Raw genomic sequence first — 15,786 nt, 5'->3', positions numbered from 1 at the left:
CCCCTCACCCCGCCCCTCTCCCCCGGGGGGAGAGGGAGAAAGGCGGGGGAAGCTGATGCGGCCGCGCAAGTCCAAGCCGTTGCGATAGGCGAACTCGGCCAGGCCGTGCAGGTAGAGCGCATCGAGCAGGTCGGCGGTGGCGTCGTCGAGCGGGCCGTCGGCCACCTCGATCTTTGGCGGCACGCCGGCCTTGTAGTAGCTCACGCCGGCGACCAGGTGCAGCAGACTGAGTGCGGCGTCGAAGGCTTGCTGGCGTTCGGCCGGCACGGCCGGGGCATCCGGAAAGCGGATGCGCTCGACCATTTCCTCGCCCTGGTCGAAGGCGTAGGCCAGCTCGGCCACGCCGTCGGCGTAGGTGGCACGCACGAAGCGGAAGCTTTGGGTCAGGCGTGGGTTGATTGTCGTCACTCGTAGATCTCCGTCGCGCGGGCTCCCTCTCCCCTCCGGGGAGAGGGCTAGGGTGAGGGGCCGGGGCTCGCCAGAACCTCCACCAGCACCTCGAGCACGCTCTCGATATTCGTCAATACGTCATTGTTCCAGAAACGCAGCAGGCGGTAGCCCCTGGCCTGGAGGTAGCGCGTGCGTGCATCGTCGTAGTCCTGCTGTTCGAGGTGCTGGCCACCGTCGAGCTCCACCACCAGCATGCGTTCGGTGCAGACGAAATCGACCACGTTGCGGTCGACCTCGTGCTGGCGGCGGAACTTGCAGCCATCCAGCTGCCGATTCCTCAAGCGATACCAGAGCGCCTGCTCGGCGTCGGTATGCCCAGGCGCAGTCCGCGCGCCCGGTCCACGTTCATGCGTTTCATCCTTGAAACCTCGCTCCATGAAGGTCTTTCGCCAGGGCGACCCCTCACCCCAGCCCTCTCCCCGGAGGGGAGAGGGAGCAAAAGCTCAGGTTCGCTCGATGTTGGCCGCTCGCAGGTTCGGCTCCCTCTCCCCTCCGGGGAGACGGTTGGGGTGAGGGGCCGGGGCTCGCCTCAGCCGTCCAGGATCACCTCGTCCGCCTCTTCCCGCAGGTTGTACCGCGACGACATCACCTTGCCGTACGCCCCGGCCTGCGCCACCAGCATCACGTCGCCCTCCTGCGCTTCGGGCAGTCGCCGGTCCGTGCCCAGCACGTCGCCGGACTCGCAGATCGGCCCGACCACCTGGTACAGCGCCTCGGCCGGCGCCTCCAGCCGCGTGAGGTTCACGATCTCGTGCCACGCGTCGTACAGGGTGGGGCGGATCAGGCTGTCCATGCCGGTGTCCACGCCGAGGTAGTGCAGGCTGCCCTTGCCCTTGGTCTGGGTGACGCGGGCCAGCAGCACGCCGGCGTCGGCGACCAGGTAGCGGCCCGGCTCCATCCACAGCTGGTAATGCGGATAGGCCGCCCGCACCTCGCGCAGCACGCGGTCCAGCGCCACCATGTCCAGTGGCGCCTCGCCCGGATGCGAGGGCACGCCCAGGCCCCCGCCGATGTTGAGGAAGGCCACGCTGCCGATGCGCTCGGCCAGGCTCGCCAGCTGCGCATAGACCTCGCCCCAGTGCTTCGGATCGAGCACGCCCGAGCCCAGGTGCGCATGCAGGCCGCGAACGCTGACCCGGTGGGCGTCGGCCAGCCGCAGGAAGGCGTCGAGCTGCTCGACCGGCAGGCCGAACTTGCTGCCGTTGCCGCCGGTGCGCACCTTCTCGTGATGGCCCAGGCCGCGGCCGAGGTCCACCCGCAGCACGACCTCGCGACCGCGGAACAGCTCGCCCCAGTGCTCCAGCGGATGCAGCGCATCGAGGGTGATCGTGGCGCGCGTGCCCAGCGCTTCGACGTAGTCGGCGCGGCGGGCGAAGTTGGGCGTGAACAGCAGCGGCGCAGTGTCCGGCACGGCCGCCAGCACGGCCTTGAGTTCGCCCGGCGACACGCACTCGAACGCGAACCCTTCGGCGGCCAGCGCACGCAGGATCGCCGGATGGGTGTTGGCCTTCACCGCGTAGTGCACCCGGTCGACCACCCCCAGCGACTTCATCGCCCGCGCCTGCGCGCGCACCGTGGGCAGGTGGTAGACGTAGCGCGGCGTGGCTTCCCGGGCCAGCGCCAACAGCCGCTCGCGCTCGGCCGGATCGCGCCACCACGCGGCCGCCTGGGCCGCCGCCTCGCCACTGCCGTAGAGTGCCTGCCAGCTCGGGCCGAACAGTGCGCTGTCGTCGGTGCGCAGGGCGCCGGCGGCGATCAGCAGCTCGTGCAGGTGCGGCAGCAGCTCATCGACCACCGTCTCGTCCACCACGAAGGTGAGGTTGAGGTTGTTGGACGACTGCGAGATCAGGTGCACGCGCAGTTGTCCGAACTCGGCCAGCACGGTCGAGAGCGTGTGCAGCATCGAGCGCATGCCACGACCGACCAGCGTGATCGCCGCACACGGGGCGATCACCTTGACCCGGCAGACCCTGGCCAGGTCCGCCGCCAGGGCGGCCACGGCGTCGGAGTCGAGCAGGTTTTCGGTCGGGTCCAGCGAGACCGTCACGTTGGTTTCGGCCGAGCCGATCAGGTCGACCGACAGCCCGTGCTTCTTGAACTGCGCGAACACGTCGGCCAGGAAGCCGACCTGCTGCCACATGCCGACCGACTCCATCGACACCAGGGTGAGCCCCTTGCGCGCGCTGATCGCCTTGACGCTCGGCGCATGCTCGCGCACTTCCGGCCCGATCACCGTGCCTTCGAGTTCGGGCCGGTTGGTGTCCTTGATCAGCAGCGGCACGCGCGGCTCGCGCAGCGGCGAGAGGCAGCGCGGGTGCAGCACCTTGGCGCCGGTGGTGGCGATTTCCTGGGCTTCCTCGTAGTCCAGCCGGGAAAGCAGCCGCGCGCCGGGCACCTGGCGGGGGTTGGCGGTGAACATGCCCGCCACGTCGGTCCAGATCTCCACCCGCGAGGCCTTGAGCAGCGCGCCGAAGTAGGCCGCGGAGGTATCCGAACCACCACGTCCGAGCAGCACGGTGCGACCCTGCTCCTCGCGCGCGATGAAGCCCTGGGTGATGAACACTTCGCCCAGCGCAGCCAGCCGTGCGGCCAGCGCCGGATCGGGGCGCGCCTCGACCGTGGCCGAAAGCAGGCGCGTGCGCTCGTTCTGGTTGGGCAGCGCGATGGCGGACAGGCACTCGCGCGCATCCACCCACTGCGTGGGCAGTCCGCTGGCACTGAGGTAGGCCGCGCCCAATGCGCTGGACATCAGCTCGCCGTGCGCCTGCACCTGCGCCGCCCAGGCCAGCTCGCCCACCGCCGCGGCACCCTCGCCGGCCAGCGACGCCAGATCGCCCAGGCGCGCGGCCAGCGCGTCCGGCAACGGTAGTTGCATGTGCCCGAGCAGCTCATGGTGACGTTGCGCGATCGCGCCGGCCGCCGCCTTGCGTTTGTCCCCGTTGCCCTCGGCGCACAGCTGTTTCAGCGCGTCGGTGATGCCGGTGAGCGCGGATACGACCACCAGCACGCGGGCGCCTTCGGCGCGGCGGCTGGCGATCAGCTCACGGATGTTCTGCCAGCGTGGCAGCGTCGCGACGGACGTGCCGCCGAACTTCATCACGATCCAGGGCGCGTCCGCCGGAAGCGGCGCGGGGTTCTGCGGGATCACAAGGGCTCCATTGCAATGGTGGCGGGGAAGCAATCACGCCAGTGTTGCGCTGCCACAAGGCGAATGCAATGTATTTTTGCGGGCAAAAGAATGGACGTTTAGCCATCCAAATGCCACGAACCCGGGAGCCCGGCCCATTTTCCCCGGAGGGGAGAGGAAGGCAGGTGGCGTGCGCTTCGGGCTCCCTCTCCCCTGCGGGGAGAGGGTTGGGGTGCGGGGCCGACCTGGCCTCGGCCTATCTGACGGAGCGCCGGACCGAATGGGGCTTCCCGCGAGCCCCGGCCCTCACCTCGGCCCTCCCCCCGGAGGGGAGAGGAAGCAAGGCGGGCGGGGGGAGACGATGGTGTGCGCTGCGCGCACGGGTTTATTCGATGACTACTGGGATCTTGCCGATGCGTGCCTGCCACTCCTTCGGCCCGGTCTGGTGCACCGACGTGCCGGAGGAATCGACCGCCACGGTGACCGGCATGTCCTTGACCTCGAACTCGTAGATCGCCTCCATGCCGAGGTCCGCGAATCCGACCACACGCGAGGCCTTGATCGCCTTGGACACCAGATAGGCCGCGCCGCCCACCGCCATGAGGTAGACCGAGCGGTGCTGCTTGATCGCCTCGATCGCCGCCGGTCCGCGCTCGGCCTTGCCGACCATGCCGAGCAGGCCGGTCTGCGCCAGCACCTGCCCGGTGAACTTGTCCATGCGCGTGGCCGTGGTCGGGCCGGCGGGACCCACCACTTCGTCGCGCACCGGATCGACCGGACCGACGTAGTAGATGAAGCGGCCAGCGAAATCGACCGGCAACGGCTCGCCCTTGTTCAACATGTCGACCATGCGCTTGTGCGCGGCGTCGCGGCCGGTCAGCAGCTTGCCGTTGAGCAGCAGCACCTCGCCGGGCTTCCAGCTCGCGACCTCCTCGCGGGTGACCGTATCGAGGTCCACGCGACGGCCCTTGGAGGCGTCGTAGGTGAGCCGGGGCCAGTGCTCCAGCGACGGCGGCTCCAGCATCACCGGGCCGGAGCCGTCCAGGGTGAAGTGCGCATGGCGGGTCGCCGCGCAGTTGGGGATCATCGCCACCGGCAGGTTGGCCGCGTGGGTCGGGTAGTCCCTGATCTTGACGTCGAGCACGGTGGTCAGGCCGCCGAGGCCCTGCGCGCCTATCCCCAATGCGTTGACCTTCTCGTACAGCTCGATGCGCAGTTCCTCGACGCGATTGGAAGGTCCGCGCGCGATCAGCTCCTGGATGTCGATGTGCTCCATCAGCGACTCCTTGGCCAGCAGCATCGCCTTCTCGGCGGTGCCGCCGATGCCGATGCCGAGCATGCCCGGCGGGCACCAGCCGGCGCCCATCGTCGGCACGGTCCTGAGCACCCAGTCGACGATCGAGTCGGACGGGTTGAGCATCACGAACTTGGACTTGGCTTCCGACCCGCCGCCCTTGGCCGCGACGATCACGTCCACCGTGTCGCCCGGCACGATCGACATGTTGATCACTGCCGGCGTGTTGTCGCGCGTGTTCAGCCGCCTGCCCGCCGGATCGGCCAGCACGCTCGCGCGCAGCTTGTTGTCCGGATGGTTGTAGGCACGGCGCACGCCCTCGTTGACCATGTCCTCCAGGCTCATGGTCGCGTCCCAGCGCACGTCCATGCCGACCTTGAGGAACACGGTGACGATGCCGGTGTCCTGGCACAGCGGGCGGTGGCCTTCGGCAGCCATGCGCGAGTTGATCAGGATCTGCGCCATCGCGTCGCGCGCGGCGGGCGATTCCTCGCGCTCGTAGGCGGCGGCCAGGCTCCGGATGTAGTCGACCGGGTGGTAGTAGCTGATGTACTGCAGCGCGTCGGCGACGGACTGGATCAGGTCGTCTTGCTTGATGGTGGTCATGGGCGGCTTTTCGGCTTCGACGCGCCGCATGGTGCGGCGCACAAGCCGGCTATTGTGCCGCAGCCGGCCGGGCCGGACAAAACAACGGCCGCACGCGGCGGCCGTTGCTGATCTGCCGGGTGGCTTCGCTCAGAAGCGGTACTCGGCGCTGACGGTATACGCGCCCACGTTCCCGGCGGCGCTGGCGCCCTCCAGCGTGGCCTTGGCGTGATAGTTGTCGTAGTTCAGGCCGAGGCTGAAGTTCGGTGCGAAGTCATAACCGACGCCCACGCCACCGTACCAGCCGTTGCCCCGGTCGTCGGCGCTGTCGTAGATCGTGACGGCGCCGGTCGTGGCATCGCCGGCAAACGCCTTCATGCGCTCTTCCGAACGGAACCAGCCGGCGCGCGCCGAGACGAACCAGTTGCCGTCGAAGCGGTACTTGCCGTTGCCGCCGAGCAGCCAGCCGTGCGCGCCGAGCTCGGTCTTGGCGAACGTGGTGCCGTCGTTGTACTTGGCGACCAGCTTGCCGAGGTCGGCATAGCCGCCTTCGACGCCCAGGTCGAAGCCGTTGCCGACCTTCCAGGCATAGCCGAAGCGCAGCGCGCCGGCGGTGTCCTTGTCGTCGAGTTTGAAGCCCAGGCCGTCGGTGCGGCCGACGTGGTACTGCGCCTGGCCGATGCCGGCGTTGATGAAGAAGGCGCCATTGGCGTCAGCGGCGGCAGCCGAAGCGGAGGCAGCGGCAAACGCCGCGCCCAGGGCGACGGTGAGAAGCTTGTTCATGGGGGAAACTCCCTGTCTTGTTATTGATTGCGCCCGATCGGGGAACTGGGGAAATCGGGCGTGGCGGATTCTAATGGCGAGCTCGACCATTGGCTGTAGGCGATCGCCTACACTCGATCGCCAGCCACTTCGAGCGATCAACGATGCCGACCTTCGAGTTCCTCCAACTTGACGTCTTCGCCGCACGCCTGCTCGAAGGCAATCCGCTGGCCGTGGTCGTGGGCGCCGATGCACTCGACGGCCCTACCATGCAGCGCATCGCGCGCTGGACCAATCTCTCCGAGACCACCTTCCTGCTCCGCCCCACGCGGCCGGACGCGGACTACCGCGTGCGCATCTTCACCCCGCGCCAGGAACTGCCCTTCGCCGGCCACCCCAGCGTGGGCAGTGCCTACGCGGCGATCGAGGCCGGCTGCGTAGCGGCGAAGCCCGCGCTGGTGCAGGAATGTGCCGCCGGCCTGTTGCCGGTCGCGGTGCACGGCCGCGGCGCCACCCGCACCATCCACGTGCAGGCGCCGCCGGCACGGATCGAACCGGCCGATGCCACGCTGGCCACCGCGTTGGCCCACGCCCTGAAGGTCGACCTGCCCGCCACCGCCGCGCATGCGATCGACAACGGCCCACTGTGGCTGGTCTGCGACCTTGGCCAGGCGCATACCGTGCGCACGCTCTCGCCCGACCTCCCGGCCATCGCCGCGCTGTGCGTGGTCCGCGGCGCCGTAGGCGTGAGCGTGTTCGGCGCCGCGGACGGCGGCGATGCGGCGATGGCCGTGCGCGCGTTCTGCCCGGCCGACGGCATCCCGGAGGATCCGGTCACCGGCAGCGCCAATGCCGCCATCGGCGCCCTGCTCCACCACACCGGCGGCCTGGCCCGCTACGGCAGCCGCTACCTCGCCAGCCAGGGCCGCGAAGTCGGCCGCGACGGGCGCGTGGAGGTCAGCGTCGACGCGGCCTCGGGCGCGGTCGCCATCGGCGGGCACTGCGCGATCGGCGTGCGCGGGACGTTCACACTGGACTGAGCCCACCCCCACGCGGGCGTGCGGCCCTTCCCTTCCCGCCCGCTTGGGTGCAAGCTCGACAGCGGCGTCGTCCACAGGGGGTGCGGCGCCGATAGGGAAAACCTTCAAGCCAACCATCGCACGCCGCGGCTGTCGGCGCAGTGCTTCATGCCCCCTGTGTCCTACCGTCGCGCGCATTTCAGGGAGAACCCCATGCTCGCGAAGTTGCACCACAAAGCCCTTGCCGTCTCCTGCGCACTGCTGTTCGCCGGCGCGGCCGCCGCGGCACAGACGACGGAACCTGCCACCGACATGGGCCTGGCGGCCGCCAGCCAGCCGGCCCATGTCACGCTGATCCTCAAGCTGCGCCACCAGGACCAGCTCGAGCAACTGATCCGCCAGACGGTGACGCCGGGCAGCCCCCAGTACCACCGCTTCCTCAGCACGGGTGAGTTCGCCGAGCGGTTTGGCGCCACCGACGCGCAGATCGCCGGCGTGCAGGCCTACCTCAAGCGCCAGGGCCTGCGCGGCGAGGTGCTGGACAACCGGATGGCGATTCGCGTGCAGGGTACGCTGGCGCAGTTCGGCCAGGCCTTCGGCACCACCATCCACGCCTACCGCGCCGGCGACGGCCGCGTGTTCCACCGCCCGGCCAGCCGCCCGGTCATGCCGGCGGCGCTGGCTGGCAGCGTGACCGTGGTGAGCGGCCTGAGCAACGAGCGCCAGTTCGTTTCCCACCGCATCAAGGCGCCCCGGCTGCTGATGCCGACCACCTCCTTCGCGCCGCAGTCGCTGCACCCGAACCTGAAGGCGGCCAGCGGCGGCAATCCGACCGCGACCGGTGTCCCGGGCAGCTACACAGTCGGCGACGCGGCCAACTTCTACAACATCAATCCGCTGTACGACCGCGGCATCACCGGCCAGGGCTCGACCATCGGCATCGTGACGCTGTCGAACTTCGACCCGGCCGACGCCGAGGCCTACTGGGACGGCATCGGGCTGGTCACCAAGCCGCACCGCATCACCCAGGTGCACGTCAACGGCGGCGGCGCGATCAACGGCGGCAGCGGCGAGACCGCGCTGGACGTGGAGCAGTCCGGCGGCCTGGCGCCGAAGGCCGACATCCTGGTCTACGACGCGCCCAACACCAGCGGCGACTTCGTGGCGGCGTTCGCGCAGGCGGTGTCGGACAACCGCGCCGACAGCATCTCGACCAGCTGGGGCCTGCCGGAGATCTACAACTTCGCCTCGCTCAACGTCGAGGGCGCGGACGCGAGCGACACCACCGACGTTGGCGACCTGCGCGCGTTCCACCAGATCTTCCTGGAGGCGGCGGTACAGGGCCAGTCGGTATTCGCCGCCTCCGGCGACTCGGGTGCCTACGACACCGTGCGCGGCCTCGGCCATGGCGACGGTCCCGGCGAATTCAGCGCCCCGCTGACCGTCGACTCGCCCGCCTCCGATCCGTACATCACCGCCGCGGGCGGCACCACCGTGCCGTACAGCTATTCCTTCAGCGGCGGCCCGGTGGAATCGATTACCCGCGAGAGCGTGTGGGGCTGGGATTACCTGCAGAACTACTTCGACACCAACTTCGGCCCGGGCCTGATCGACCTGTTCTCGGTCGGCGGCGGCGGCGGCGTGAGCGTCTACTGGCAGACGCCGTTCTACCAGCGCTTCACCTACGGCGTCCGCCGCAGCGAGAAGCACCAGTCACTGGTCTACAACGACCCGGAGGCCGGCCCGACCACGCTCGCCAAACTGCCCGGCCATTTCCGCGGCCGCAACGTGCCGGACATTTCGCTCAACGCCGACCCGGAGACCGGTTACCTGGTGTTCTCCAGCACCGACGGCGGCGTGGTGTCCAGCGGCGGCACCAGCTTCGTGGCGCCGCAGCTCAATGGCGTCAGCGCGCTGCTGACCCAGAGCCTGGGCCACCGCGTGGGTTTCTGGAACCCGCAGGTGTACTTCCTGCAGAACGTGTTCGGCTACGGCAGCTACACGCCGTTCCACAGCGTGCGTGACGGCGACAACTGGTTCTACCAGGGCAAGCCGCACTACACGCCCGGCGCCGGCATCGGCACGCTGGACGTGGCCAACCTGGATGCGTTCCTGCAGTTGTTCTGAGGCGCACCGGGGCTCCCGCTCCGGGAGCCCCCCCATCCGCCTTCGGCACCTTCCCCCGTGGGACGGGGGAAGGCTCGATAGGTGGCACCGCGTGAGACGTTCGGTCCTTCCCCCGTGGGACGGGAAGGCTCGGTAGGTGGCACCGCGTGAAACGTTCGGTCCTTCCCCGTTCCACGGGGGAAGGTGCCCGCAGGGCGGATGGTGGCCATCGCGGACCCACCCTTGCCCACCACGCATACACCAGCGATGCTCCGCGCTCCTTCCGCGGAGCGGCATGACGTGAGCAATCCGACGAACGGCTACCGGCGCAGCCTCGGCCCCTGGGACGCCGCCCTCATCGTCGTCGGCGGGATCATCGGTGGTGGCATCTTCCTCAACCCGGGCATTGCCGCGCAGCGCACGGAGTCGGGGCTGTCATTGCTGCTGGCGTGGGTCGGCGCCGGCCTGCTCACGCTGGTCGGCGCGCTCTGCTACGCCGAACTCGGCGCCCGCCGGCCACAGGCGGGCGGCACCTACGTGTACCTGCGCGAAGCGTTCGGGCCGCTGGCCGGGTTCCTGTTCGGCTGGACCATGCTGCTGGTGATCTACTCCGGCTCGACTGCGGCGGTCGCCACCATTTTCGCCAGCTACACGGTCGCCGCCTTCGCGTTGCCGCCGACGGCGGCGCTGCCATTGACGGTCGGCGCGCTGGTGTTCGTCGCGCTGGTCAACCTGTTCGGGTTGCGGCTGGGCGCCCAGGTGCAGAACCTGTTCGCACTGCTCAAGCTGCTGGCGGTCGCGGTGCTGGTCGCGTGCGGGCTTTACCTGGCCGGCGCGCATGCGCCGGCGGCGCTGGCGGTGGATCCGGCGCGCACCGGCGTGGGTTTCATGGGCGCGGCGCTGCCGGTGCTGTTCGCCTATTCGGGCTTCACCTACCTCAACAACCTGGCCGGCGAGATCGACGCGCCGCAGCGCAACCTGCCGCGCGCGCTGCTGGCCGGCATGCTGGTGGTGATCGGCGCGTACGCCCTGGTCAACCTCGCCTACCTGGCCGTGCTCGGCCACGCCGGGCTGGCCGCCAGCCGCGCGCCCGCCGCACAGGTGATGGACCGCATGTTCGGCCCGGCCGGCGCGCGGCTGATGGCGGTGGGTATCGCCATCTCCACGCTCGGCTTCTGCAACATCACGCTGGTCGCCGGCGCGCGCGTGCTGCAGGTGATGGGTGCCGACGGGCTGTTCTTCGGCGCCGTGGCGCGCCTGCACCCGCGCCATCGCACGCCGAACGTGGCGCTGGCCGCGCTCGCCGGCTGGGCGATCGTGCTGGCGCTGTCGGGCAGCTACGGCGCCCTGCTGGACTATGCGACCTTCGGCGACTGGCTGGCCTGCGCGGTGGGCGTGGCGACGCTGTTCTGGTATCGCCGGCACGACCGCGGCGAGGTGCGCTTCCGCGTGCCGGGCTACCCGCTGCTGCCGTTGCTGTTCGTCGCCGCGATCGGCGCCGTGGTGGTCGCCACCATGCACGACAACCCGCGCAATGCCGGCATCGGCGTGCTGATCATGCTGGCCGGCGTGCCGGTGTATCACGCCTGGCGGCGGCTGTCGGGCCACCACTAACGCCGCCCTTGCCCCGGGCACCGCGCATCCGGAGCGCACCCGGGGACGCGCCTGCCAGGGCTGCCCGCACCGCCTCCGGCTGAACGTGCCACCGGCCGCCGGCTGCCTCATCACTTGCGCGATGCCACAATAGGCGACCCTCGCGTGGAGATCGTCCGATGCAGCAAGCGCAAGCCCAGGGCCTGCCCTCCGCCCCCACCGGCGACATCGTGCCGGAGCCGGTGCGCGAGGGCATCGACCTGATCGTCAACGGCGAGCGCTTCCGGCACACCGGCGATCCCCTGATGCCGCTGCTGTGGTACCTGCGCGACGTGCTGCGCCTGACCGGCACCAAGCTGGGCGACGCCCACGGCGAGGACGGCTACGACCTGGTGCTGGTCAACGGCAAGGCGGTGTCGGCGATCAGGCAGCCGATGGCCAAGCTGGCCGGCACCCGCGTCACCACCGTCGAGGGCCTGGCCCACGCCGACGGCAGCCTGCATCCGCTGCAGCAGGCCTTCATCGACGAGGACGCGATCGGCTGCGGCTACTGCGCGCCCGGCTGGCTGATCGCCGGCATCGATCTGCTCTCGCGCAAGCCCAAGCCCTCCGACGAGGACATCGACAAGCTGCCCAACCGCTGCCGTTGCGGCATCCAGACGCGCGTGCGCCGTGCGATCAAGCGCGCCGCCGGAGTGAAGGCATGAGCACCGGTCCGCAGTTCTCGCGCCGGCGTTTTCTCCAGGTACTCGCCGGCACCGCCGGCGCGCTGGTGGTGGGGGTGGGCCATGCCGACGCCGAGGTGCCGGTCCCGCCGGCCATGCTCGGTGACGACTTCGGCCAGCTCGGCGCCTACGTGCGCATCGACCGCGAAGGAAACGTGCTGATCGGCGCCCGCGACCCGGACACCGGCACCGGCACGGCCACCGCCTTGCCGCGCATCATCGCCGAGGAGCTGGAGGCGGACTGGACCCGGGTCACCGTGGTGCAGCTCGGCCTGGGCGTCGAAGCGAAGGAGGGCAAGCCGGTGTGGGTCTACGGCCACCAGCGCAGCGGCACCGGCGACTCGATCCCGGCCGCCTGGGCCGACCTGCGCCAGGCCGGCGCGCTGGCGCGCTGGCTGATCACCCAGGCCGCGGCGCGGCGGCTGGGCATCGCCGCCGACCGGCTGCGCTGCGAGGCGGGCATGGTGGTCACGCCGGATGGCCGCCGCTTCCCCTACGGCAGCCTGGTCGAGGCGGCCAGCAAGATCGATCCGCCCAACGCACCGCTGCCGCTGAAGTCCCCGCGGCGTTACGCCCTGATCGGCCAGCCGGCCGGCGACGTCGACGCGCGACGCATCGTCACCGGCCAGGCGCGCTACGCGCTCGACGCCCACTACGCCGATGGCCTGGTCGCCGTGCTCGACCAGTGCCCCTGGCCCGACGGCAGCCTGGCCAGCATCGAGACCGCCCCGGCGCTGGCGGTCAAGGGCGTGGTCAAGGTGATTCCGATCAAGCCCGAGGACGGCGTGCCGCCCGGCGAAACCGCCATCGCCCCGGCGGTGGCCGTGCTGGCCGAGGACACCTGGTCGGCGCTGCGCGGCCTGGCCGAACTCAAGCGGGAATGGAAGCCCGGCGCCAGCAGTGCCGGGCAGGACAGCGGCAAGCTCGAGGCGCAGGCGCTCGCCCTGCTCGACACCGACAGCGCGCCGACCACCCGCGTGCGCGACGAGGGCGATCTCAAGGCGGCCAGCCGCAAGGCCGCCCGCCGCGTCGAGGCCACCTACGTGCAGCCCTGGCTGGCCCACGCCACGCCCGAACCGATGAACTGCCTGGTGCGCCTGGACAAGGACCAGGCCACGCTGGTCGTGCCGACCCAGGCGCCGCAGCGCGCCTGGGCCGTAGTGCAGCGCCTGACCGGCCTGGCGCCCGACAAGATCGCCATCGAGGTGCCGCGCGTGGGCGGCGGCTACGGCCGCCGGCTCGACCACGACTACGTCGCCGAGGCAGTGATGCTGGCCAAGGCGGTCGACAAGCCGGTACGCCTGATGTGGACGCGCGAGCAGGGCCTGACCCACGACTACTACCGCTCCGGCACGGTGCACAAGATCAAGGCCGTCATCGGCCGCAAGCGCCACGTGATCGCCTGGGACCAGCGCATGGCCAGCGCCCCGGCGCTCGCCGGCCGCGGCATCGCCGCCGACCGGCTGTGGACCTCCGAAGTGGCCGCCGACCAGCTGCCGGCCGGCCTCGTGCCCACCTACCGCAACGACTGGTACAGCCTCGCCTCGGCGATGCCGCGCGGTCCGTTCCGCGGCGAACCGCACGTCACCAACGCCTTCGCAGTGGAGAGCTTCGTCGACGAAATCGCGCACAACCTGCGCGAGAACCCGCTGGACACGCGCCTGCGCCAGCTCGGTGACGCCCGCCAGATCCCGCTGTCCGGCGGCGGCATGCTCGATGTCGGACGCCTGCTCAACGTGCTCAAGCTGGTCACCGACCGCATCGAGTGGAAGAACTGGCTGCACAACGTCAACGGCATGGGCGTGGCCTGCTGGCATATCGACGGCGCCTACGTCGCCCATGCCATCGAGGCGGTCATGCACGGCGAGAAACTGGATATCGTGCGGGTAGTCTGCGCCGTCGACGTCGGCCGCGTGATCAACCCGCTGGGCCTCGAAGGCCAGGTCGCCGGCGCCACCCTGGACGCCCTTTCCAACGCGCTCAACCCCGCCATCACCTTCCGGAACGGCCAGGTCCAGCAGCAGGACTTCCGCGACTACCCGCTGGCCAGCATGGCCCAGCTGCCCAACGACGTCGAAGTCATCCTCGTTCCCAACGACCGCGCCCCCACCGGCGCCAGCTTCCTGGCCATGCCCACCGCCGCCCCGGCGCTGGCCAACGCGGTCTTCCGCGCCAGCGCCGTGCGCGTGCGCCGGCTGCCACTGATGAAGGAACTGCTGCGGTTGCTCTGACCGGAGCACCCGCGCCAGGCCGGCACCGCAAGCGGCCCGCGCCGACAAAACGGTTTATTCCTGCACTTCCGCGCCCATAAAAATTAGCACCCCGATTTGCGCAATATGCACGGAGCTCCCAGCGCGCGTAGGAAGACCATCAGCGCGCGCATCCCTACTGATCGACAAGGGAATTTCCCGCTTGACCTGAGCCTGATCGCGCCCGACTATCCGGTGCATATGCCCCGATTTGGGGTCTACTAAGCGTTAGGCCCCGTATGAGCAACCGTGGCAAATCAAAGAGAGAAGCGCTAGCCGCGGCCGCATTGGAGAGACGAGCAGAGGTGGCAACTCGCAAGCGTGAGCAACGCGAGCGATTGCGTGCCAAGTACTCTCAGTCCGTCACTCTCCAGGAAAAGCTTTGGGCAGTTCTAAGTGGCGCTTGGTACATTCTTGGTGGCCCAGTGGTCTGGGTTTTCCACCGTGGACCGATCTTTCGCAACCGGCGTCATGGTGGCCCTCGGTCCGGGGCCTAACAATTCATTCAAGGCGGACGGCTGCGCCGCCGCTTAACTCCAACGTTAGGCATGAAACAGATTGCGCAATCCTCATGGTCGTGGACCCTTTTCCAAGAGGGCAATAGCTATGTTCTGTCAGTACTCTGCGGGTCCGTTGCTTACTTCACGACAGACATCCAACTCTCGCAAGACGAGGTTGCGAACTTCTCACAAGCTGGCAACGCTTACCTTGATCAGCTTGCCGACGAAATCCGCTCGCACCCCCACGTCTACCGGTCGCGCCACATCCCTGGCTTCATCGCATCCGCCAGGCCTGTGGCCTAACTACTCGTTCAAGGCGGACGGCTCCGCCGCCGCTTAACTCCAGCGTTAGGCCACATGAGCTACTTCGCATACGACAGAATGGGCAACACGGTCGCCTCGCCTGACGAGGCTGCGATGGCAGTGCTTCTCACCTCACTGGCATCGCCAGATCCAGAGCATCCGGACGTTTCGCTCAATCACGAGTCCGGGTGGTCCACGAGTGTGTTTGGCAGCGGTCTCGTCGTGCTCGAAAATGCCGAGACTGGTGAAGGCCCTTGGCACATGTCTCTTTCGTCACCTGAAAGCGCCATTGAGCTATGGCGCCTACTTGCCAACGGTCACATTGAGGCGCTCAGATCGCAACCGTGGACTGCAGGGTATGGTGCCTAACAGTTCGTTCAAGGCGGACGGCTACGCCGCCGCTTAACTCAAGCGTTAGATGCCATGAGACATATCGCTCTCGCCCTCACGACCTTAGCGCTGCTTTGTGCGGTTGCGCACGCGGATACGCCGCTGCCGCCACCGCGCGCTGGCACCGTCTGCTCGCCCTCTGAGAATGTTTGCGCAACTACGGATCCGGCAGCTAACACCACCATAGCTCGGAATCGAGCGACACAAAGGGTGTTGTGGTCACTGCCCGGATGGCATCGTTGGCTTTTCATAGCCAACGATGGTATTTCCGCCGTTGTTGGCTACGGCGGTCAAAATTTGCTGCCATTAGACGTGCGGCTTTCTCAGCCCGTCCTCAGCTTCTACCGCAAAGGCAAGTTAATTCGAGTCGTTGCACTTGGCGAGCTGTACAAGCAGCTCGCTGATATCCCTCGGACTGAGTCCCATCTTGCCTGGGTATCATCGGTTGGCTTCAATCATCAAAACCAGTTCATGCTCACGCTCCCCGATGGGCGCATGGTTACCTTCTCTCCTTTTGGCCTGCGGATGCACTCAGCGACGAAGGCATCTAACAACTCGTCCAAGCGGACGCGATAGTTCCCTCGGTTTAGTGGACACCCTGATCTAACTTTCAGGAGTGCCCCATGCCCAAGCCAGGTCCGAGAACGACCACTCGCTACAGCGAGCAATTCAAGGCCACTGCC

Annotated in this window: 9 protein-coding genes and 1 pseudogene; 5 read left to right on the top strand and 5 right to left on the bottom strand. The window is 68.8% G+C overall.

Features of this window, described 5'->3' with window-relative positions; all coding sequences use genetic code 11:
- The 5 genes and pseudogenes from VFH59_RS05450 to VFH59_RS05430 all read right to left on the bottom strand — a co-directional run.
- Nucleotides 1-408: pseudogene (locus tag VFH59_RS05450) on the bottom strand (endonuclease domain-containing protein); the annotation flags it as partial.
- A gap of 47 nt (nucleotides 409-455) precedes the next feature.
- Complete coding sequence (locus tag VFH59_RS05445) at nucleotides 456-731, bottom strand: endonuclease domain-containing protein (protein WP_325163872.1); 276 nt, start codon at nucleotides 729-731, stop codon at nucleotides 456-458.
- 248 nt (nucleotides 732-979) lie between these two features.
- Nucleotides 980-3,598, bottom strand: coding sequence for a bifunctional aspartate kinase/diaminopimelate decarboxylase (locus tag VFH59_RS05440; protein WP_325163871.1), 2,619 nt, complete (start codon nucleotides 3,596-3,598; stop codon nucleotides 980-982).
- A 364-nt stretch (nucleotides 3,599-3,962) separates the two neighbouring features.
- The gene (locus VFH59_RS05435) at nucleotides 3,963-5,477 is read right to left on the bottom strand and encodes a fumarate hydratase (RefSeq protein WP_325163870.1); all 1,515 of its coding nucleotides are present in this window, start codon (nucleotides 5,475-5,477) and stop codon (nucleotides 3,963-3,965) included.
- A 129-nt stretch (nucleotides 5,478-5,606) separates the two neighbouring features.
- Nucleotides 5,607-6,239, bottom strand: a complete 633-nt coding sequence (locus VFH59_RS05430; protein WP_325163869.1) for an outer membrane beta-barrel protein — start codon at nucleotides 6,237-6,239, stop codon at nucleotides 5,607-5,609.
- A gap of 143 nt (nucleotides 6,240-6,382) precedes the next feature.
- Between VFH59_RS05430 and VFH59_RS05425 the strand changes: the two genes are divergently transcribed.
- The 5 genes from VFH59_RS05425 to VFH59_RS05405 all read left to right on the top strand — a co-directional run bounded on the left by VFH59_RS05425 (nucleotide 6,383) and on the right by VFH59_RS05405 (nucleotide 13,892).
- Complete coding sequence (locus VFH59_RS05425; protein ID WP_325163868.1) at nucleotides 6,383-7,258, top strand: PhzF family phenazine biosynthesis protein; 876 nt, start codon at nucleotides 6,383-6,385, stop codon at nucleotides 7,256-7,258.
- A gap of 192 nt (nucleotides 7,259-7,450) precedes the next feature.
- Nucleotides 7,451-9,364, top strand: a complete 1,914-nt coding sequence (locus VFH59_RS05420; RefSeq protein WP_325163867.1) for a S53 family peptidase — start codon at nucleotides 7,451-7,453, stop codon at nucleotides 9,362-9,364.
- A 246-nt stretch (nucleotides 9,365-9,610) separates the two neighbouring features.
- The gene (locus VFH59_RS05415; protein ID WP_325163866.1) at nucleotides 9,611-10,957 is read left to right on the top strand and encodes an APC family permease; all 1,347 of its coding nucleotides are present in this window, start codon (nucleotides 9,611-9,613) and stop codon (nucleotides 10,955-10,957) included.
- A gap of 158 nt (nucleotides 10,958-11,115) precedes the next feature.
- A complete protein-coding gene (locus VFH59_RS05410; RefSeq protein WP_325163865.1) occupies nucleotides 11,116-11,643 on the top strand; it encodes a (2Fe-2S)-binding protein in 528 nt (175 codons plus the stop codon).
- Entirely contained in the window at nucleotides 11,640-13,892 is a 2,253-nt protein-coding gene (locus VFH59_RS05405) for a xanthine dehydrogenase family protein molybdopterin-binding subunit (protein ID WP_325163864.1), read from the top strand. The genes VFH59_RS05410 and VFH59_RS05405 overlap by 4 nt, the downstream gene beginning before the upstream one ends.
- The last annotated feature ends 1,894 nt before the right edge of the window (nucleotides 13,893-15,786 follow it).

Origin of the sequence: Frateuria sp., from assembly GCF_035695185.1 — a bacterium.
GTDB lineage: Bacteria > Pseudomonadota > Gammaproteobacteria > Xanthomonadales > Rhodanobacteraceae > Frateuria_A.
This window is presented reverse-complemented; position numbering and strand designations above follow the sequence as displayed.